At 29.3% G+C, this 17,677-nt stretch carries 16 protein-coding genes and 1 pseudogene; 9 read left to right on the top strand and 8 right to left on the bottom strand.

The features are described from left to right. The coding region (locus HGB55_RS03955; RefSeq protein ID WP_168814595.1) for a transposase at positions 1 to 326 on the top strand (326 nt) is incomplete at its 5' end. 66 nt (positions 327 to 392) lie between these two features. Here HGB55_RS03955 and HGB55_RS03950 read toward each other — a convergent pair. The 3 genes from HGB55_RS03950 to HGB55_RS03940 all read right to left on the bottom strand — a co-directional run bounded on the left by HGB55_RS03950 (position 393) and on the right by HGB55_RS03940 (position 5,311). Further along, positions 393 to 1,034: an O-methyltransferase gene (locus HGB55_RS03950; RefSeq protein WP_168814842.1), complete on the bottom strand. Its 642-nt coding sequence runs from the start codon at positions 1,032 to 1,034 to the stop codon at positions 393 to 395. Between the two features lie 77 nt (positions 1,035 to 1,111). Next, positions 1,112 to 4,411: a PAS domain S-box protein gene (locus HGB55_RS03945; protein WP_168814840.1), complete on the bottom strand. Its 3,300-nt coding sequence runs from the start codon at positions 4,409 to 4,411 to the stop codon at positions 1,112 to 1,114. Positions 4,412 to 4,525: 114 nt separating this feature from the next. After that, a complete protein-coding gene (locus HGB55_RS03940; RefSeq protein ID WP_168814838.1) occupies positions 4,526 to 5,311 on the bottom strand; it encodes a sensor histidine kinase KdpD in 786 nt (261 codons plus the stop codon). A gap of 204 nt (positions 5,312 to 5,515) precedes the next feature. Between HGB55_RS03940 and panB the strand changes: the two genes are divergently transcribed. The 3 genes and pseudogenes from panB to HGB55_RS15485 all read left to right on the top strand — a co-directional run bounded on the left by panB (position 5,516) and on the right by HGB55_RS15485 (position 7,684). Next, entirely contained in the window at positions 5,516 to 6,334 is an 819-nt protein-coding gene (panB, locus tag HGB55_RS03935; protein WP_168814836.1) for a 3-methyl-2-oxobutanoate hydroxymethyltransferase, read from the top strand. Further along, positions 6,335 to 7,267 (top strand): annotated as a pseudogene (locus HGB55_RS03930) (2-hydroxyacid dehydrogenase); the annotation flags it as partial. Continuing rightward, positions 7,241 to 7,684, top strand: a complete 444-nt coding sequence (locus HGB55_RS15485) for a VOC family protein (protein ID WP_371807798.1) — start codon at positions 7,241 to 7,243, stop codon at positions 7,682 to 7,684. The pseudogene HGB55_RS03930 and the gene HGB55_RS15485, both read left to right, overlap by 27 nt. On the opposite strand, the gene HGB55_RS03925 is transcribed toward HGB55_RS15485, so the two are convergent. The 3 genes from HGB55_RS03925 to HGB55_RS03915 all read right to left on the bottom strand — a co-directional run bounded on the left by HGB55_RS03925 (position 7,679) and on the right by HGB55_RS03915 (position 11,365). After that, a complete protein-coding gene (locus tag HGB55_RS03925) occupies positions 7,679 to 9,508 on the bottom strand; it encodes a lysophospholipid acyltransferase family protein (RefSeq protein WP_168814834.1) in 1,830 nt (609 codons plus the stop codon). The two genes, HGB55_RS15485 and HGB55_RS03925, sit on opposite strands and share 6 nt — an antisense overlap. 126 nt (positions 9,509 to 9,634) lie before the next feature. Then, a complete protein-coding gene (locus HGB55_RS03920; protein ID WP_168814832.1) occupies positions 9,635 to 10,882 on the bottom strand; it encodes an aspartate kinase in 1,248 nt (415 codons plus the stop codon). Then, on the bottom strand, positions 10,883 to 11,365 hold the full coding sequence (locus HGB55_RS03915; RefSeq protein WP_168814830.1) for a GNAT family N-acetyltransferase: 483 nt from the start codon (positions 11,363 to 11,365) through the stop codon (positions 10,883 to 10,885). It abuts the gene before it with no gap. A gap of 127 nt (positions 11,366 to 11,492) precedes the next feature. Here HGB55_RS03915 and fbp point away from each other — a divergent pair, with 127 nt between their 5' ends. Next, positions 11,493 to 12,515, top strand: a complete 1,023-nt coding sequence (gene fbp / locus HGB55_RS03910; protein ID WP_168814828.1) for a class 1 fructose-bisphosphatase — start codon at positions 11,493 to 11,495, stop codon at positions 12,513 to 12,515. Positions 12,516 to 12,629: 114 nt separating this feature from the next. Further along, on the top strand, positions 12,630 to 13,238 hold the full coding sequence (locus HGB55_RS03905; RefSeq protein ID WP_168814826.1) for a superoxide dismutase: 609 nt from the start codon (positions 12,630 to 12,632) through the stop codon (positions 13,236 to 13,238). A 61-nt stretch (positions 13,239 to 13,299) separates the two neighbouring features. Here HGB55_RS03905 and HGB55_RS03900 read toward each other — a convergent pair whose 3' ends face one another. Further along, on the bottom strand, positions 13,300 to 15,201 hold the full coding sequence (locus HGB55_RS03900; RefSeq protein ID WP_168814824.1) for an amidophosphoribosyltransferase: 1,902 nt from the start codon (positions 15,199 to 15,201) through the stop codon (positions 13,300 to 13,302). A 76-nt stretch (positions 15,202 to 15,277) separates the two neighbouring features. Further along, on the bottom strand, positions 15,278 to 16,204 hold the full coding sequence (locus tag HGB55_RS03895) for a PfkB family carbohydrate kinase (protein ID WP_168814822.1): 927 nt from the start codon (positions 16,202 to 16,204) through the stop codon (positions 15,278 to 15,280). A gap of 103 nt (positions 16,205 to 16,307) precedes the next feature. Here HGB55_RS03895 and HGB55_RS03890 point away from each other — a divergent pair, with 103 nt between their 5' ends. From HGB55_RS03890 to HGB55_RS03880, 3 genes are read left to right on the top strand one after another with little or no spacing between them, the layout of a single operon-like run. After that, positions 16,308 to 16,730 (top strand): SufE family protein, encoded by a 423-nt coding sequence (locus HGB55_RS03890; protein ID WP_168814820.1) that lies wholly within the window; start codon positions 16,308 to 16,310, stop codon positions 16,728 to 16,730. 50 nt (positions 16,731 to 16,780) lie between these two features. Continuing rightward, a complete protein-coding gene (locus HGB55_RS03885) occupies positions 16,781 to 17,101 on the top strand; it encodes a DUF59 domain-containing protein (protein ID WP_168814818.1) in 321 nt (106 codons plus the stop codon). After that, entirely contained in the window at positions 17,101 to 17,610 is a 510-nt protein-coding gene (locus tag HGB55_RS03880) for a DUF2480 family protein (RefSeq protein WP_168814816.1), read from the top strand. The genes HGB55_RS03885 and HGB55_RS03880 overlap by 1 nt, the downstream gene beginning before the upstream one ends. The last annotated feature ends 67 nt before the right edge of the window (positions 17,611 to 17,677 follow it).

Raw genomic sequence — 17,677 nt, 5'->3', positions numbered from 1 at the left:
TGGACGATTTTGCAGCCGCATGGGAAGATAAATATTCCTACGCCATTAAAAGCTGGAAAGACAATTGGGAAGACCTGACCGTATTTTTTGAATTTCCCCTGGAAATCAGAAAAATAATCTACACAACGAACATTATTGAGAATCTGAATGGGAAAATCCGAAAGTACACCAAAAACAAACTTTCATTCCCATCTGATCAATCTGTAATGAAATCCGTATATTTGGCTTTGAGAGAAGCTACCAAAAAATGGTCAATGCCAATCCAAAATTGGGGCATTATCCTAAATCAGTTCCTTGTCATATTTGAAAAAAGGGTCCAGCTATAATTAGCTAAACCCTCGATATTTTATACTTACACACTTTGTGAAACAGTGTCATATTAAACCCTAATACTATTTCACTCTAGTTATTGTTAAACCATCACGTATTGGAAGTAAAACAGTTTCTACTCTATCATCTGTGCTTAACAACTTATTATATTCTAAAAGTATTCTGGTATCTTTATCTTTCTTTTCAAGTTCTTCAATTACCTTTCCATTCCACAAAACATTATCTGATAAAATTACACCTCCTGAATTCATTTTATCAATAACCAAATTGAAATAATTAACGTAGTTTGATTTATCGGCATCAATAAAAACCAAATCAAATTTATTATTCAAAGTTGGAATTATATCTATTGCGTTACCTATTAATTGTTTAATCTGATTTTTATAATTTGATTTTTCAAAATATATTTTCGCAAAATCTTCCAATTCTTCATTTTTATCAATGGTAATTAGCGAACCTTCTTTTTGTAATCCTTCAGCTAAACAAAGTGCCGAATACCCGGTATAAGTTCCTATTTCTAATATATTTAAAGGTCTAACTAATTTAGAAATCATAGCCAACACACGTCCTTGAAAAGCTCCGCTTAGCATTCTTGGGTTTAATACTTTTTGCCAAGTTTCTTTATTAAGTTGTTGTAATAATTCTGGTTCCGGTTGAGAATTATTCAATATATAATTATCTAATTTATCTGATAAAAAACTCATTTTCTAATTTATTAAAATACAAAAAACGGAACTTATTTTAAGTTCCGCAAATTCTTTTATTTTTTTAGTTTTTAATACTACTTAGAATATTTATTAATTATATCAAACAGTATTTTTTTATTTATTGGTTTAGTCAAATAAAAATCGAAACCTTTTTTTAACGCTTGATCTTTTTCATTTTCTATTGCAAAAGCAGAAAGAGCAATTACCGGAATATCAGATTTAAGTTTTTTTATTTCTTTCATTGCTTCATTTCCATTCATAACCGGCATTTTAATATCCATCAAAACCAAATCTATTTCAGGGTGTTTTTGAAAAAGTTCTACTGCTTTTTTCCCATTATCCGCTTCAAGAATTTTGAAGTTTGTTTTGGAAAATAATTCTTTCAAATACATCATATTATACTCTTCATCATCGGTAATAAGAATTGTTAATTCTTTTCTTTTTTGATAAAAAGCAGGTTTGTTATTTTCGATTACTGTAGTTATTGCTTTTTCTTTTGGTTTAATATAAGGTATTGTAAAATAAACAGTTGTACCTTTATTATTAGAGTCTATCCAAATTTCACCATTAAATAATTCTACGAATTTTTTTGAAATTGACAACCCAAGTCCTGTTCCTTTATGATGTTTATTTAAATATAAATTAGCCTGAATAAATCTTTCAAATATCTTTTCTTGAAGTTTCTCTTCAATACCAATTCCGGTATCTTTTACATAAAATTGTAACTTATTCTCTAAAAATTTATACCCAAATTCTACTCCTCCAGAATAGGTAAACTTAAAAGCATTAGACAATAAATTGGTTAATACTTGATTTAGTTTTGTTTTATCAATTTGAACATAGCTTTTATTATTTTCCAAATCTTTTACACAACTCAATGTTAAATTCTTTAGCTCTGCTGATGGTCTAAAAAACACAAACAAATCGTCCAACAATTTGTTTATATTAACACTTTCATAAACAAGTTTTATTGCACCTGCTTCAATTTTTGAAAAATCAAGAATATCATTTACTATCGACAGTAATTGTTTACTGCTATTTATTACAATTTTAGCATATTCTTTTCTTTTGGATTCTGAAATATTGGCATCTAAAAACAATTCTGAGAAACCTATAATACCATTCATAGGTGTTCTGATTTCGTGGCTCATATTAGATAAAAATGAAGATTTTAGTCTATCCGATTCCTGAGCCTTAATTAAAGCTTCTTTAAGTTCATTTTCAACTTTTTTTCTTTGAATTGTAGTACTAATTTGATCGGCAACAAATTCTAACAACAATAAATCATGCTCATTGTAGGCATTTTCATTATCATAACTTTGAACAACTATTGCTCCAAAAACTTTATTTCCTATTTTTAAAGGCACTCCTATCCATATTTTAGAGTCTACACCTACAAGTTTAACTTTACCTTTTTCAATTAGTTCATTATGTATATCTTTATTAACTAATAGTGGTTTTTTAGTTTTTATAACATATCCTGTTAATGTATCTTTTGCAGGAAACTCTTTTGGTGTTTCTTCCTCTTGACTGGAAATAAAAGGAGTTGTTATTGTATCAGATTCCTCATTATATAAAGCAATATAAAAATTATTAGTGTCAATAATTTTATGTAATTCTTGCTTAACATATAAACAATATTTATTAAAATCATTATTAATTAATGCTTCTTTAGAAATATTATATAATACATTTTCTAATGCTTCTTTTTTAATTCTTTCCGAAATATCTTCAACAATACCTTGTATATGAGTTATTTTATTTGAGCTGTTTCTAATAACATCAATACTACATTGTATCCATTTTACTTTTCCATTTTTTGTAATTATCCTAAATGGCTGCGGCTTTATTCCTTTAGAATTTTCACTTTTAATTAATTTAAATATTTCAGTTCTTATATAATTTAAATCATCAGGATAAACTAATTGGTGTATTTTTATTTTATTTTTTAATAATTTATTGTATTTATAGCTAAATAAATCTATTGTATTTTCAGAAGCAAAAACAACAGGAAAGTCCCATTCGTTTTTACATAATATTGCAACTGAGGAGCTTTTATTTATAATATTATATGCTTCTTTTATTTTATTTTCAGTGTTCTTTTTATCAGTTATTTCCTGAAAAAACATGATAACTCCTTCATTAGAAGGTATAATTCTATTTTCAAACCATTTATCCCAAGTTTCAAAATAATTTTCGAAGCTTACAGGTTTTTTTGTTTCAATAGCCTTTATAGTATTATCATAAAATATATCTCCTTCTTTTTCAGGAAATTCTGTCCAAAGATGTTTCCCTAAAAGTTCTTCTGCTTTCCTTCCTAATAATTCACCAGCTTCTTTATTTGCATAAGTATATCTTAAATCGTTATCTAAAATAACAAAGCCGTCTTTTATACTCGATAATGTATTTGAAAATAAATTTTTGGTTTCATTTAATTTTTGTTCGGCAATAACACTCTCAGTAATATCCTGTCCAATACCAATAATTCTTATTATTCTATTATTTTCAATAATAACAGTTCTCTTCTCAAATATGTGCTTCAATTCTCCATTTGAAGTGATAACGCGATATTGTAAATTCTGATTTGGATTAGCTAAAAGTGATTTTATTGAAAAATTTTGTACTAACTCTCTATCATCTTCATGAACAAAAGACAAATAAAAATCAATAGTTAATTTTTTTGCATTTGGCTCAATACCAAGCATTTTATATGCTTCTTCAGACCAATATAATTCTTTAGTTTTAAAATCGTAAAACCAGCTTCCTATTTTGGCTATTGACTGAGCTTCTTTATATCTATGTTCACTTTCTAATAATGCTTCACGTACTTTTATTCTTTCTGTAATATTTTCGACAGAAACTACTACATTTTCTAGTGTATTTTCATCTCCATCTGCAACTTTAAATTTTATTAATATATAAATTAATTCTCCTTCAAAGTTTCTATTTATTGTTTCAACCTCAGTATCTAATTTACCCAACAATACATCTTTCAACATATTAGCAAAACCAATATTAGAATCATTTGTAAAACACTTATTTATATTTTCATATAAATCTGTTTTGTTTTTTGCTTTATATAAGTTTACTGCAGCTGCATTAGCTTCTTTTATAGTTATCATAGAAGCTAACTCCGGAACAATTTCCAGATGATCTAAAATATATGCTTTAACTGTCTTGTTATTTTCAGCAGCAATTTCATCTATATATCTTTTTACTTTTGAGAAATCTTCTATCCATAATGCAATAGGAGCATGTTCAAAAAAATTAAAATATTTTTTAAATTGAACTTCAGTTGATGTTATATTTTGAGAATTTTGTGGTTCTTTATAAAAATCTATCGATTCATTTTTTTTGTTTTCTTTACCTTTCATTCTCTCATTTTGGGATTTTAGAGCGTCTAAATATACGTAATTTTCACAATACAATAGTTACATTACGTACAACTTACTTAATACTAACACCTTATCAATATAAATCTTTAATTCTTAATTTTTAGGTAACGTTATTATAAATGAAGAACCTTCTCCTTTGATACTTTTAATTGAAATTTTACCTTTATGTTGTTGAATGACTCTATTTGCAATTGCCAACCCTAAACCAATACATTTTTGCTTGTCGGGAGAATACGTGTTTTCAACATAAAATTCATTTAAAATATTAGGAATATTCTCTTCAGAAATACCAATTCCTTCGTCTTCTATTATTGTTTCAACCATGTTTTCATTTTCAGAAACAGTAATAGTAATTGCAGTATTTTGATTTGAAAATCTTATTGCATTATTAATTATATTTTCTATTGCTTTAGAAATTTCAGCTTCATTAATTTTTATATATAGATCTTCCTTAGAAAAGTTTTTTACAATTTTTATATTTTTAGCATTCGCTAATTCAGTTAAATTAGATATAACATTATTTAATACATCTATATAATTTTTCTCACTAAAATTTAATGTTTGAACAGATTGTAATTGAACAAGTTTTGCAACTGAATTAAGCAACTCTAACGAATATCCTGCAGAGTTTTTTATAATCTTCACATGTTGTTCTAATTTCTCAGTTGAACCGTTTTGCACATCTTCCAAAATTATATCAGAAAAAGAAAAAATCAGTCCTATCGGATTTTTTAAATTATGAGCAAGCTTACTCATTAATTTTGTATTACCCTGATATACAGAGGTTAATTCATTCTTCGCTTTGTTTAACTTTAGACTGAGATCAACTATTTTCTCTTCAAGCTCATTTACATAAGTAACAGATGCTTTTTTATTCATTTTTTATATGGGGTTGAATTTTCGTAAATATAATTTTAATTCAATAATTTTCAAACTTTTGATTTATATTTTATTGTGTAATATGATATATCAACCTTTTATTACAAAAAAATATTTCATTTTAAAAAATTCTAAATTTAAAGTTATTTAAAATAAATATGTTTTTTCACTACTTTTACCTCTTCAAGTTAAAAAAGCATTAAAATGTCTACTGCAAAAAAAGAATACAAAAGAATTACTACTAAAAGTTTGGTAGAAATGAAAAAAAACGGTGAAAAAATTGCCATGCTAACTGCTTATGATTATACAATGGCTAAAATTGTTGATAAAGCAGGTATTGATGTTATTTTGGTTGGTGATTCTGCATCAAATGTAATGGCCGGACATGAAACTACACTGCCTATAACTTTAGATCAAATGATTTATCATGCAAGTTCAGTAATAAGAGCTATTGATAGAAGTTTGGTAGTGGTTGATTTACCTTTTGGAAGTTACCAAGGTAACTCAAAAAGTGCTTTAGACTCGGCTATAAGAATCATGAAAGAATCTGGCGGACATGCTGTGAAATTAGAAGGAGGAAGTGAAATAAGCGAGTCTGTTTCGCGTATATTAACTGCAGGAATTCCTGTAATGGGACATTTAGGCCTTACACCACAAGCTATTTATAAATTTGGAAGTTATACTGTTAGAGCTAAAGAAGAAGAAGAGGCTGAAAAATTGAAAGAAGACGCTAAATTATTAGAAGAATTGGGTTGTTTTGCTTTGGTTTTGGAAAAAGTACCGGCAAAACTTGCTAAAGAAGTTGCCGAAAGTCTTTCAATCCCGGTAATTGGAATTGGCGCAGGAAATGGTGTTGACGGACAAGTTTTAGTAATGCATGATATGTTGGGAATGACTCACGAGTTCAGTCCTCGATTTTTACGCAGATACTTAGACTTATATACTGAAATGACCAACGCTTTTCAACAATATATTACCGATGTTAAAAGCTTAGACTTCCCAAATGAAAACGAACAATATTAAATGAAAGTACTTCTTATAGATACTAATCATCCTATACTACAGTCTGGTTTAGAAAAACTAGGTTGTATTTGTGATGAAGATTATACTTCTTCAAAAAAACAAATTGAAGATAAAATTCAGAACTATCAAGGTATTGTTATAAGAAGCAGATTTAAAATCGATAAACAATTTTTAGACAAAGCTACTAACTTAAAATTTATTGCCCGTGTTGGTGCCGGACTCGAAAGTATTGATGTTAATTATGCCGAAATAAAAGGGATTCATTTAATTTCTGCCCCAGAAGGAAATAGAAATGCCGTTGGTGAACATGCATTGGGTATGATTCTTTCTCTATTTAACAACTTAAAAAAAGCTGACCTTGAAATACGCAGCGGAAAATGGTTACGTGAAGCCAACCGTGGTATTGAACTAGAAGGAAAAACTGTTGGAATTATAGGTTATGGAAATATGGGAAAGGCTTTTGCCAAAAAACTAAAAGGCTTTGATGTTGAAGTTATTTGCTACGATATTAAAGATAGCGTTGAAGATGAAAATTGCAAACAAGTAACCCTACAAGAAGTACAAGAAAAAGCAGATGTTTTAAGTATTCATACACCCTTTAACAAGCTTTCGTACAAAATGGTAAATACAAATTTTATTGCCAATTTTAAAAAGCCATTTTACTTAATTAACACTGCTCGTGGTTCTGCCGTTGCTACTGATGATTTGGTAGATGCTTTAAAATCAAAAAAAGTATTAGGAGCTTGTTTAGATGTTCTAGAATACGAAAAACTATCTTTCGAAAACCTGTTTGAAAACGATAATTTACCTGAAGCATTCAATTATTTAATTAATGCTGAAAACGTACTTCTTTCACCTCATATTGCAGGTTGGACAGTAGAATCTAATATTAAACTTGCTCAAACCATTGTAAATAAAGTTGAAAGAATTTTCTTTTTAAAAGAAAAAGAATTAGCTGTTAAAGAATTAAAAAGAGTTACAGGAATTGGAGGTTTATTTTTTAAGGCTGAAAATCCTGCCGAATTAAAAGAATGGTATAAAAAACATTTAGGTTTTAAAACTGACGATTGGGGTACTACTTTTTGGTGGAAAGATAGTAATAACAACCTTGCAAGTACCCAATGGAGTCCTTTTAAAAATGATACTCCCTATTTTTCGCCTTCAACCAAAAATTTTATGTTTAATTACCGAGTTGATAATTTAAACGAACTCTTAAAAAAATTAAAAGAAGAAGGTGTTTCAATTGTAGGTGAAATTGAAGAATATAACTATGGAAAATTTGGTTGGATATTAGATCCGGAAGGAAATAAAATAGAACTTTGGGAACCTATCGATTCTTCATTTTTATAATTTTTCAAAATTTGAAGAAATACTTTCTGCCTCATTTTCAATAGTACTCTCCAACTCGGCTTGAAACTCTTCCATTACCGGTTTTACAGTACTTTCCGGTATATCTTGCACACGTATATACATCAATCCATCAACTGCATTATTGAATTTGGGATCTACATTAAACGCTACTAATCGTGCATTTTGTTTTACATATTTTTTAATTAAAACCGGAATACGCAATGCTCCCGGTTCAATTTCATCAATTATTCTATCAAATTTGTTCATGTCAGCTTTTGTAGCATCAAAAACAAAATCTTTATCAGCATCTTTTAATTTAACTTTATATTCTTTTTTAGGGTGAATATATTGCGCTATGTATGGATCGTAATAATGAGATTTCATAAACTCAATCATTAACGACTTTGAGAAATTAGAAAACTGGTTGCTTATACTTACGCCACCAATTAAATATTTATATTCGGGATGCCTTAAAGTTATATGTACAATTCCTTTCCACAGTAAAAATAAAGGCATTGGCTTTTGTTGGTATTCTTTTATTATAAAAGCCCGTCCCATTTCAACTGAATTTTCCATCATAGTATACAACTCGGGTTCAAATTTGAATAAGGTGTGTATATAAAATCCTTGAATGCCGTATTTTTTGTAAATCTCTTTCCCTAAACCCATCCGGTAAGCTCCAACTACTTTTTTAGCTTCATCATCCCATAAAAATAAATGATGATAATAACTATCAAAAGTATCTAAATCAATAGACTCGTTAGTTCCTTCTCCAACTTCTCTAAAAGTAATTTCGCGCAAACGCCCTATCTCAAACGTAATGTTTGGAATCTTTTTGCTTAAAGAAAAGTATACTTCATAATTTTTACTCTTAAGTAACCTCCCTCCATTATTTCTAAGGGCATCTACTTCAGCAATCATTTTATCAATATTCTTTTGTCCTACAATTTCTTTTGGCGATTTTGGCAATTTTAATGATGAGGTACTTAATTTTTTGGATTCTTTTTGAAATGGATTAGCAAGCATATATGTTTTTCTACGAATGAAATCGCAAAAATCTTGAGTGTTGCAATACTCTTCTTGGTTGTTAACTGAAATTTGTTTTCCAATTCTAACTTTAATAACACGGCTTTTTTGTGACAATAATTCAGAAGGTAATTTTGCTGTGCGAAGTTTGTCATCTAATTTTGATAAAAAATAAAACAACCTGCTGTTTTTTGCATGAAAATAAATTGGTATTATCGGCACTTTTGCTTTTTGAATTAGCTTTATAGCGCCTTCTTCCCATGGTTTGTCAACAATTAATTTTCCGTCTTTATAAGTTGAAACTTCGCCAGCAGGAAAAATACCTAAAGGATATCCTTCTTTTAAATGCATTAAAGCATTTTTAACACCTGTAACACTTGACTGAGCATCCTTTCTGTCTTCAAAAGGATTTACAGGCATAATATATGGTTTCATAGGTTCTATTCTATGCAATAAAAAGTTACCTATAATTTTATAATCGGGGCGTTCTTTAATCAGTAATTTTAGCAATAAAATTCCATCTATACCACCAAGTGGATGATTAGAAACCGTAATAAAAGCTCCTGTTTTTGGAATACGTTTTAAATCTTCTTCAGGAATTTCAAAATTAATTTGAAAATCATCTAACAAAGCTGAAAAAAATTCTTCTCCACTTAAATGCTTATGCTTATTGTATTTTTTATTGATTGTAGATATTCTAAGCACCTTCATTAATAACCAACCAAAAAATGTACCTATAAATCCGTATTTATCCAGATTTATTACTTTCGCAACTTCCTTAGCTGTTACTAAACTCATTTATTTTAAATTAACGGTAATTGCAAAAATAAACAATTTTATTTCATTTGGTTTGATTTTATGATTTATCGCTAACCAAACGTTTTTTTTATTGTGTTTTTTATTGATAATTAAACTTTTAGAAATTTATTTCATAATAATTTGAACTGTTCCTTTTGCAGCTTGTTTTAAAAGCACCTCTCCTTTTTCTTCTATTTTAACAATAACTTTTGAGGTAGAATGTCTAACGGTATATAACGAAACATTTTCAAAATAAGTTACTTTATACTTGGATTTTAACTCCATTAGAAACTGCTGAAAAGTATTGAATTTATCTTCAATACAAACTGAAAAATTTAAGGCCGAGTTTTGTATTAAATTAACTTTAAGCTTATAGTTGTGTAATATTTTAAATATGTCGCTCAAATTATATTCAACCATAAACGAAAAATCCAATGCTGAAATTGATACTAAAATTTGATTTTGTTTTAAGATAAAACAAGGTATTTCCGGTACTAAATGATTCCCTTTTGAAACTACGGTTCCTTTTTGGTTTAAGTTTTCAAATGAACGTACGTATAAAGGTATTTTTTTATTTTCGAGTGGTTTTAACGTTTTAGGATGGATAACCGATGCTCCGTAAAAAGCCATTTCAATAGCTTCATCATACGAAATTTGTTCTAACAATTGCGCATCATTAAAATATCTGGGATCAGCATTTAAAACGCCATCAACATCTTTCCAAATAGTTAATTTTTCAGCATTTAAGCAATGAGCAAAAATAGCAGCAGAATAATCAGAACCTTCACGTCCTAATGATGTTGTTTTATCTTTTGAGTTTGATCCCAAAAACCCTTGCGTAATAAACAGCTCTTTAGAGTTTAATTTTTGAATATTGGTATTGGTTACGTCCCAGTTTACACAAGCATCACGATAGTTAGAGTCGGTTTTAATATAATTTCTTACATCTATCCACTTATTTTTTATGCCACTTTCATTTAAAAATACGCTTACAATTTTGGTTGAAATTAATTCTCCAAAACCTACAATTTGATCGTAAATAAAATTATAATCTGTTGATTTATTTTTAATGAAAAAGCCTGTCAGTTGTCCAAAAAGCATTTCAACTTCCATTAAAATTTCATGCGTATCTTCCTTAAACAAATTGTCAATAATACTTAAATGATAATTTCTTACAAAATCAATATTTTGCTTTAAATCATCTTTTTTATGGTAATATGAATTGATGATTTTTTCAAAAGCATTAGTCATTTTACCCATTGCAGAAATCACAATAAGTGTATTTTGATAGCCTTCATGTTTTAAAACTCTTAAAACATTTTTTACACCTTCAGCATCTTTAACTGATGCGCCTCCAAATTTGTATATTTTCATTTAATCGAGAGATTTTACATAGCTTTCAATAGCACTTTCAGTTATTTGAGCAGTATTCCAATCTCTTAAAACCAAAGCACCTGTTTTTTCGTAAAAATTAATTGCCGGAGTATTCCAGTCCAACACAACCCATTCTATACGCTTTACGCCTTTTTTATATCCGTATTCAATTACTTTATTATACAAAGCAGAGCCTATTTTTAAACCTCTTTTGCTTTTTGTAACTATTAAATCTTCCAAATGGATTGTGGGTCCTTTCCATGTAGAATATCTTGGATAGAACAATGCCATACCCACAATTTCACCATTTATTTCGGCTACATAAGTTTCAAATAAAGGAAATTTACCAAAACCATCTTTTTCCAAATCTTCTACAGTAACTTCAACTGCATCCGATTCTTTTTCAAAATCGGCCAATTCCTTTATCAATTTTAACACGGAAGGCATATCCGTTTTTCTTCCTTCTCTAATAATAAAAGTCATTTATATTTTGTATTTTACAAGCAATAGCTAAAGTAAATATCTTTACTCAAACTTACTCACAAACAAAGAGCTTTTTAAAAATAATTTTCTCGATATTTGTGAATACATACAACTAAAAACAACTTTCATGGAACAAAATAATCTAACTTTAGGTGAGTTTATTATTGAAAATCAAAAACATTACAAATCAACTACAGGTGAGTTCTCAAGATTGCTAAGCTCCATAAAATTAGCAGCAAAAATTGTAAATCATAAAGTTAATAAAGCCGGATTGGTTGATATTTTAGGTGATGCCGGCGATACGAATATTCAGGGTGAAGATCAGCAAAAATTAGATGTTTTTGCCAATAAAGTATTTATGCAAACGCTAATTAACCGAGAAATTGTTTGTGGTATTGCCAGTGAAGAAGAGGAAGATTTTGTAACTATAAAAGGTAAACACGGCACTAACGAAAACAAGTATGTGGTTTTAATTGATCCGCTTGACGGTTCTTCAAACATTGATGTAAATGTTTCGGTTGGAACCATTTTTTCTATATACCGAAGAGTTACTCCAATGGGAACTCCTGTTGAAAAGAAAGATTTTTTACAATGTGGAAATCAACAAGTTGCTGCAGGTTATGTAGTTTATGGTACTTCAACAATGTTGGTGTATACATCGGGACATGGTGTAAACGGTTTTACTTTAAATCCTGCTATTGGCTCGTTTCACTTATCACACCCAAACATGAAGTATCCTGAAAAAGGAAAAATTTATTCTATTAATGAAGGAAATTACGTTCATTTCCCGCAAGGTGTAAAAGATTACTTAAAATATTGCCAAGAAGAAAAAGAAGATAGACCTTATACGTCAAGATACATTGGCTCATTGGTTTCAGATTTTCATAGAAATATGATCAAAGGCGGTATTTACATTTACCCAACAAGTTTTATTGGTCCAAAAGGAAAATTACGTTTGTTATACGAATGTAATCCTATGGCTTTTTTAGCTGAACAAGCCAACGGAAAAGCAAGCGACGGTTATCAACGTATTTTAGATATAAAGCCAACAGAATTACACCAGCGTGTACCTTTTTTTTGCGGAAGTAAAGACATGGTAAACAAAGCTGAAGAATTTATGGCTAAATATGCTGATGATGCAAATTATTAAATTAACTTTAAGCATAAAATTTAATAATATTACTATAAACATATTCGATTTTTTATAATGAATATCGTTCGTTACCTTTGAATACATTTTATGTTTAACTAAAAAAATACAATTATGGCTTTTGAGTTACCAAAATTACCTTACGCATACGATGCGTTAGAACCACATATTGATGCAAGAACTATGGAAATTCACCACACAAAGCATCACGCAGGATATACCAACAATTTAAATAATGCAATTGCTGGTACAGATTTAGACGGAAAATCTATTGAAGATATTTTAACCAATTTAGATATGAATAACATGGCTGTTAGAAATAACGGTGGAGGTTTTTATAACCATACTCTTTATTGGGAAGTTATGAAACCTGAAGATAAAGGATATTTATCAGGAGAATTAAAAGATGCTATTATTGCCGAATTTGGTTCGGTAGATGCTTTTAAAGATGCTTTTGCTAAAGCAGCAGCAACACGTTTCGGATCAGGTTGGGCATGGCTATGTGTTCACAAAGGAGGAAAAGTAGATATTTGCTCTACTCCAAACCAAGACAATCCGTTAATGCCTGGTGTTGGCTGTGGAGGAACTCCTATTTTAGGAATTGATGTTTGGGAACATGCTTATTATTTGCATTATCAAAATAGAAGACCAGACTATATCAACGCATTTTTTAATGTAATTAACTGGAATGAAGTTGAAAAACGTTATGCTGAAAGTAAATAATATTTAATTTTATAATAAAAAAGCTCGCCAAATTGGCGAGCTTTTTTATATGTCTTTTTTTCTAATAAGCTCTTTTATTATTTCCTTCATAAAAATTAATAAAAGCATCATTTACTACTCGATTTCCTCCGGGAGTTGGATAATCTCCTGTAAAATACCAATCACCTAAATGATTTGGACACGCTTTATGTAAATTTTCAACTGATTGATATACAATTTCAACTTCAGCATTAATTTCTTCCGTTTTTAACATTTCTGCTATTTTATCAGATATTTGTTCATCCGTAAAAGGAGCATAAATATCTATTACTGCATTATGAATTTCAGCATCTTCCATATGTTGTTGATTTTTACAATTGTTATACACTTCATCAACAATATGATATTGATTCGTTTCTTTCAATAATTCCAAAGCTGCTCTAAAAGCAATAAAATCACCCATTCTTGCCATATCAATTCCGTAACAATCCGGATATCTGATTTGTGGTGCCGATGAAACTATAATAATTTTTTTAGGTTTTAACCTGTCTAAAATTTTAATAATACTTTTCTTTAAAGTGGTTCCTCTAACAATACTATCGTCAATAACAACCAAATTATCTTTTGGCTTAACTATACCGTAAGTAACGTCGTAAACATGAGCAACCAAATCGTCTCTGCTATTATCATCAGCAATAAACGTTCGTAATTTGGCGTCTTTTACAGCTAATTTTTCAACTCGTGGTCTTTCCGATAAAATTTCAGTTACTTTTTCAGCAGATAAACTTCGTTTACCATTTAAAATCATATCTGTTTTTTGCCGATTTAAAAAATCTTCAGCCGCTTCTCTCATTCCGTAAAATGAAGTTTCAGCAGTATTTGGGATATACGAAAAAACAGTATTTTTTATATCATTATTTATTTTTTGTAAAATTTGAGGAAAAACAAATTTACCTAAGTTTTTACGCTCTTTATAAATATCGGCATCTCCTCCTCTTGAAAAATAGATGCGTTCAAATGAGCACGATTTTTTAGGTAATTGATCCTTAATTTTATTAATTTTTATTTCCCCGTCACGCTTAATAATTAAAGCATGTCCTCTTTCTAACTCCTTAACTTTATTAATTGGAACATTAAATACTGTTTGAATAACCGGACGTTCTGATGCAACTACAACAACTTCATCATCTTTATAATAAAATGTGGGTCTGATACCTGCCGGATCGCGTAACACAAATGAATCTCCATGACCTAATAAACCTGCCATAGCATAACCTCCATCCCAATTTTTTGCAGACTTTTTTAATACTTTTTTGATATTAATATGCTGTTCAATAAGTGGAGAGGCTTCTTTTTTATTAACTCCTTCTTCCTTTTTTAATTTCTGATACAATTTGGCAACTTCATCATCAATAAAATGACCTATTTTTTCCATTACGGTAACGGTATCAGTCATTTCTTTTGGATGTTGCCCAATTTCAACCAAATCATTAAACAATCGTTTAGAATTGGTCATATTAAAATTACCTGCAATAATTAAACTTTTGTGCATCCAATTACTTTGACGTAAAAAAGGATGCACACTTTCAATGCTGTTTTTACCAAATGTGCCATAGCGTACATGTCCTAAAAACAGATTGCCAATGTAAGGAGCATTATTTAATTGCCACTGTACATCATCAATTTTATCAGGATGTTCTTCATTTAAACTGTTTAACCTTTCATTTATTTGAGAAAATATATCTTGAATTGGTTGAGCTTGATTTGAACGAATTCGGCTTATATATCGAGTTCCGGGTTCAACACCAAATTTTATACTTGCCAAACCCGCACCATCTTGTCCGCGATTATGCTGCTTTTCCATTAACAAATACATTTTATTTAAACCATAAAATGCAGAGCCATATTTGTCTTTATAAAACTGTAATGGTTTTAATAATCTAACCATTGCAATTCCACATTCATGTTTTATAGCATCACTCATAGTATTAATAAGTTTTAATATATTTTAGTTTGTAGTATTGTAAATAAAAAATTCCGCACGCATGCGGAATTTATATTTAACTTAATTCTATTTCAAATTGTGTTAATTGTTTAAATTGTAAAAGCCTTTCTTGAATTTCATCATGAGTTAAATCTTCCATCCTTTCAGTGCCAAATTTCTCAACACAAAACGATGCTAAATTTGAACCTGCAATTACAGCTCTTTTCATATTTTCGAATGAAATATCTTCTGTTTTTGCTAAATGTCCTATAAAACCTCCGGCAAATGTATCGCCGGCTCCTGTTGGATCAAAAACTTCTTCTAATGGTAATGCAGGTGCAAAAAACACATTTTCATTATTAAACAACAATGCTCCATGTTCACCTTTTTTAATAACTACATATTTTGGTCCCATTTCATGGATTTTTTGCGCAGCTTTTACCAAAGAATATTCTCCCGAAAGTTGTCGTGCTTCTTCATCATTAATAGTAATTACATCAATTTTAGCAATTACTTCCATCAATTCATCCAAAGTATTATCCATCCAAAAATTCATGGTATCCAATACTACTAGTTTTGGCCTGTTTGGTATTTGTTTTATAACACCCATTTGAACAGAAGGGTGTAAATTACCTAACATTAAAAATTCAGTATCTCTAAAACTTTCAGGTACAATCGGATTAAAATCGGCTAATACATTTAAATCGGTAATTAAAGTATCTCTCGAGTTTAAATCGTTATGATATTTACCTTTCCAAAAAAATGTTTTACCTTCTTTTATAATTTCAATACCGTCGGTATTGATATTTCTTTTATTTAATTTTGATAAGTATTCTTTTGGGAAATCTCCACCAACTACAGAAACTATCCCTGAATTTACCCCAAATTGTGAAGCCGAAAGTGAAATATATGTTGCCGCTCCTCCTAAAATTTTATCCGTTTTTCCAAACGGAGTTTCAATAGCATCAAAAGCAACCGTTCCTACAATTAATAATTTACTCATTTTTATATTTTCTATTATACACACTTAAAGTATTGTTATAATTAATGTTAATATTTTTTTATAACAACCTATGTGTTTACTTTTGCAAAAATAAGTTTAAAAAATGACTATCAAAGAAATACAAGAAGAAATTATCGACGAGTTTTCAATGTTTGAAGATTGGATGCAACGCTATGAATATATTATTGAATTAGGAAAATCGTTACCCCTGATAAAAGAAGAATTTAAAGTGGATGAAAATCTGATCGTTGGCTGTCAATCAAAAGTTTGGTTACATTCTGAAATTAAAGGCGAAAACTTACAATTCACGGCTGATAGTGACGCCATTTTAACCAAAGGAATTGTAGCAATTTTACTGCGCGTTTTTAACCACCAAAAACCAAAAGATATTTTAGATGCCGATTTGTATTTTATTGATGAAATTGGATTGAAAGAACACTTATCACCAACGCGTGCAAATGGCTTGGTATCTATGATAAAACAAATTAAATTATACGCATTGGCATTTCATTCAAAATTGAGTTAATAATTGTATATTTGTACTTTATTTAGACTAAATTTAAAGAAAGAAAAGTAATGAATAGTGAACGTGTTCAACAATTAGGAGACAAAATAGTTGAAGTTTTAAAAACTATTTATGATCCTGAAATACCTGTAGATATATTCGAATTAGGGTTAATTTACGATGTTTTTGTAAGTGAAAATAATGATGTTAAAATTTTAATGACACTTACATCACCAAACTGTCCTGTTGCCGAAACTTTACCTGTTGAAGTTGAAGAAAAAGTAAAAACAATTGAAGAGGTTTCTAACGCCGAAGTTGAAATTACTTTTGACCCAATGTGGACACAAGATATGATGAGCGAAGAAGCTAAATTAGAACTTGGTTTTTTATAATGGCTGATGAAATTGTAAATAGAGTTGCCAACAGTAAACTAAAAACAATTGACCTTGAAGATTTTTATCCGCAAGGCCCCAGAACCGTTATTGATATAAAAAACTGGCTATTTCAAGAACTTATTTTAAAAGAAAATGACTTTCGTGAACATTTAAAAAACCACGATTGGAGCCAATACCAAAATCACTATATAAGCCTTACCTGCTCGTCAGATGCAATAATACCATCTTGGGCATTTATGCTAATAACCACTTATGTTTCTCCTTACGCAAAAAAAGTAGTGGTTGGCGACATCAATTATTTAGAAGCTTCCATTTTTCAAGATATTATTTCTAATTTCAATACAAATTCTTACAAGAACTTTCCTGTTATTATAAAAGGTTGTGCAAACAAACCTATTCCACAAACTGCTTATATTCAATTAATAACAAAACTTCAACCTGTAGCTAAATCAATTATGTTTGGCGAAGCCTGCTCTACAGTACCTCTTTTTAAAAATAAACAGTAATTTTATGTGACTTTTTATTTAAAAAGTAGTCTAATATTATATATTTTTGCACGCTTAAAAAATAAAA

This window comes from Lutibacter sp. B1, from assembly GCF_012524075.1.
Lineage (GTDB): Bacteria > Bacteroidota > Bacteroidia > Flavobacteriales > Flavobacteriaceae > Lutibacter.
This window is presented reverse-complemented; position numbering and strand designations above follow the sequence as displayed.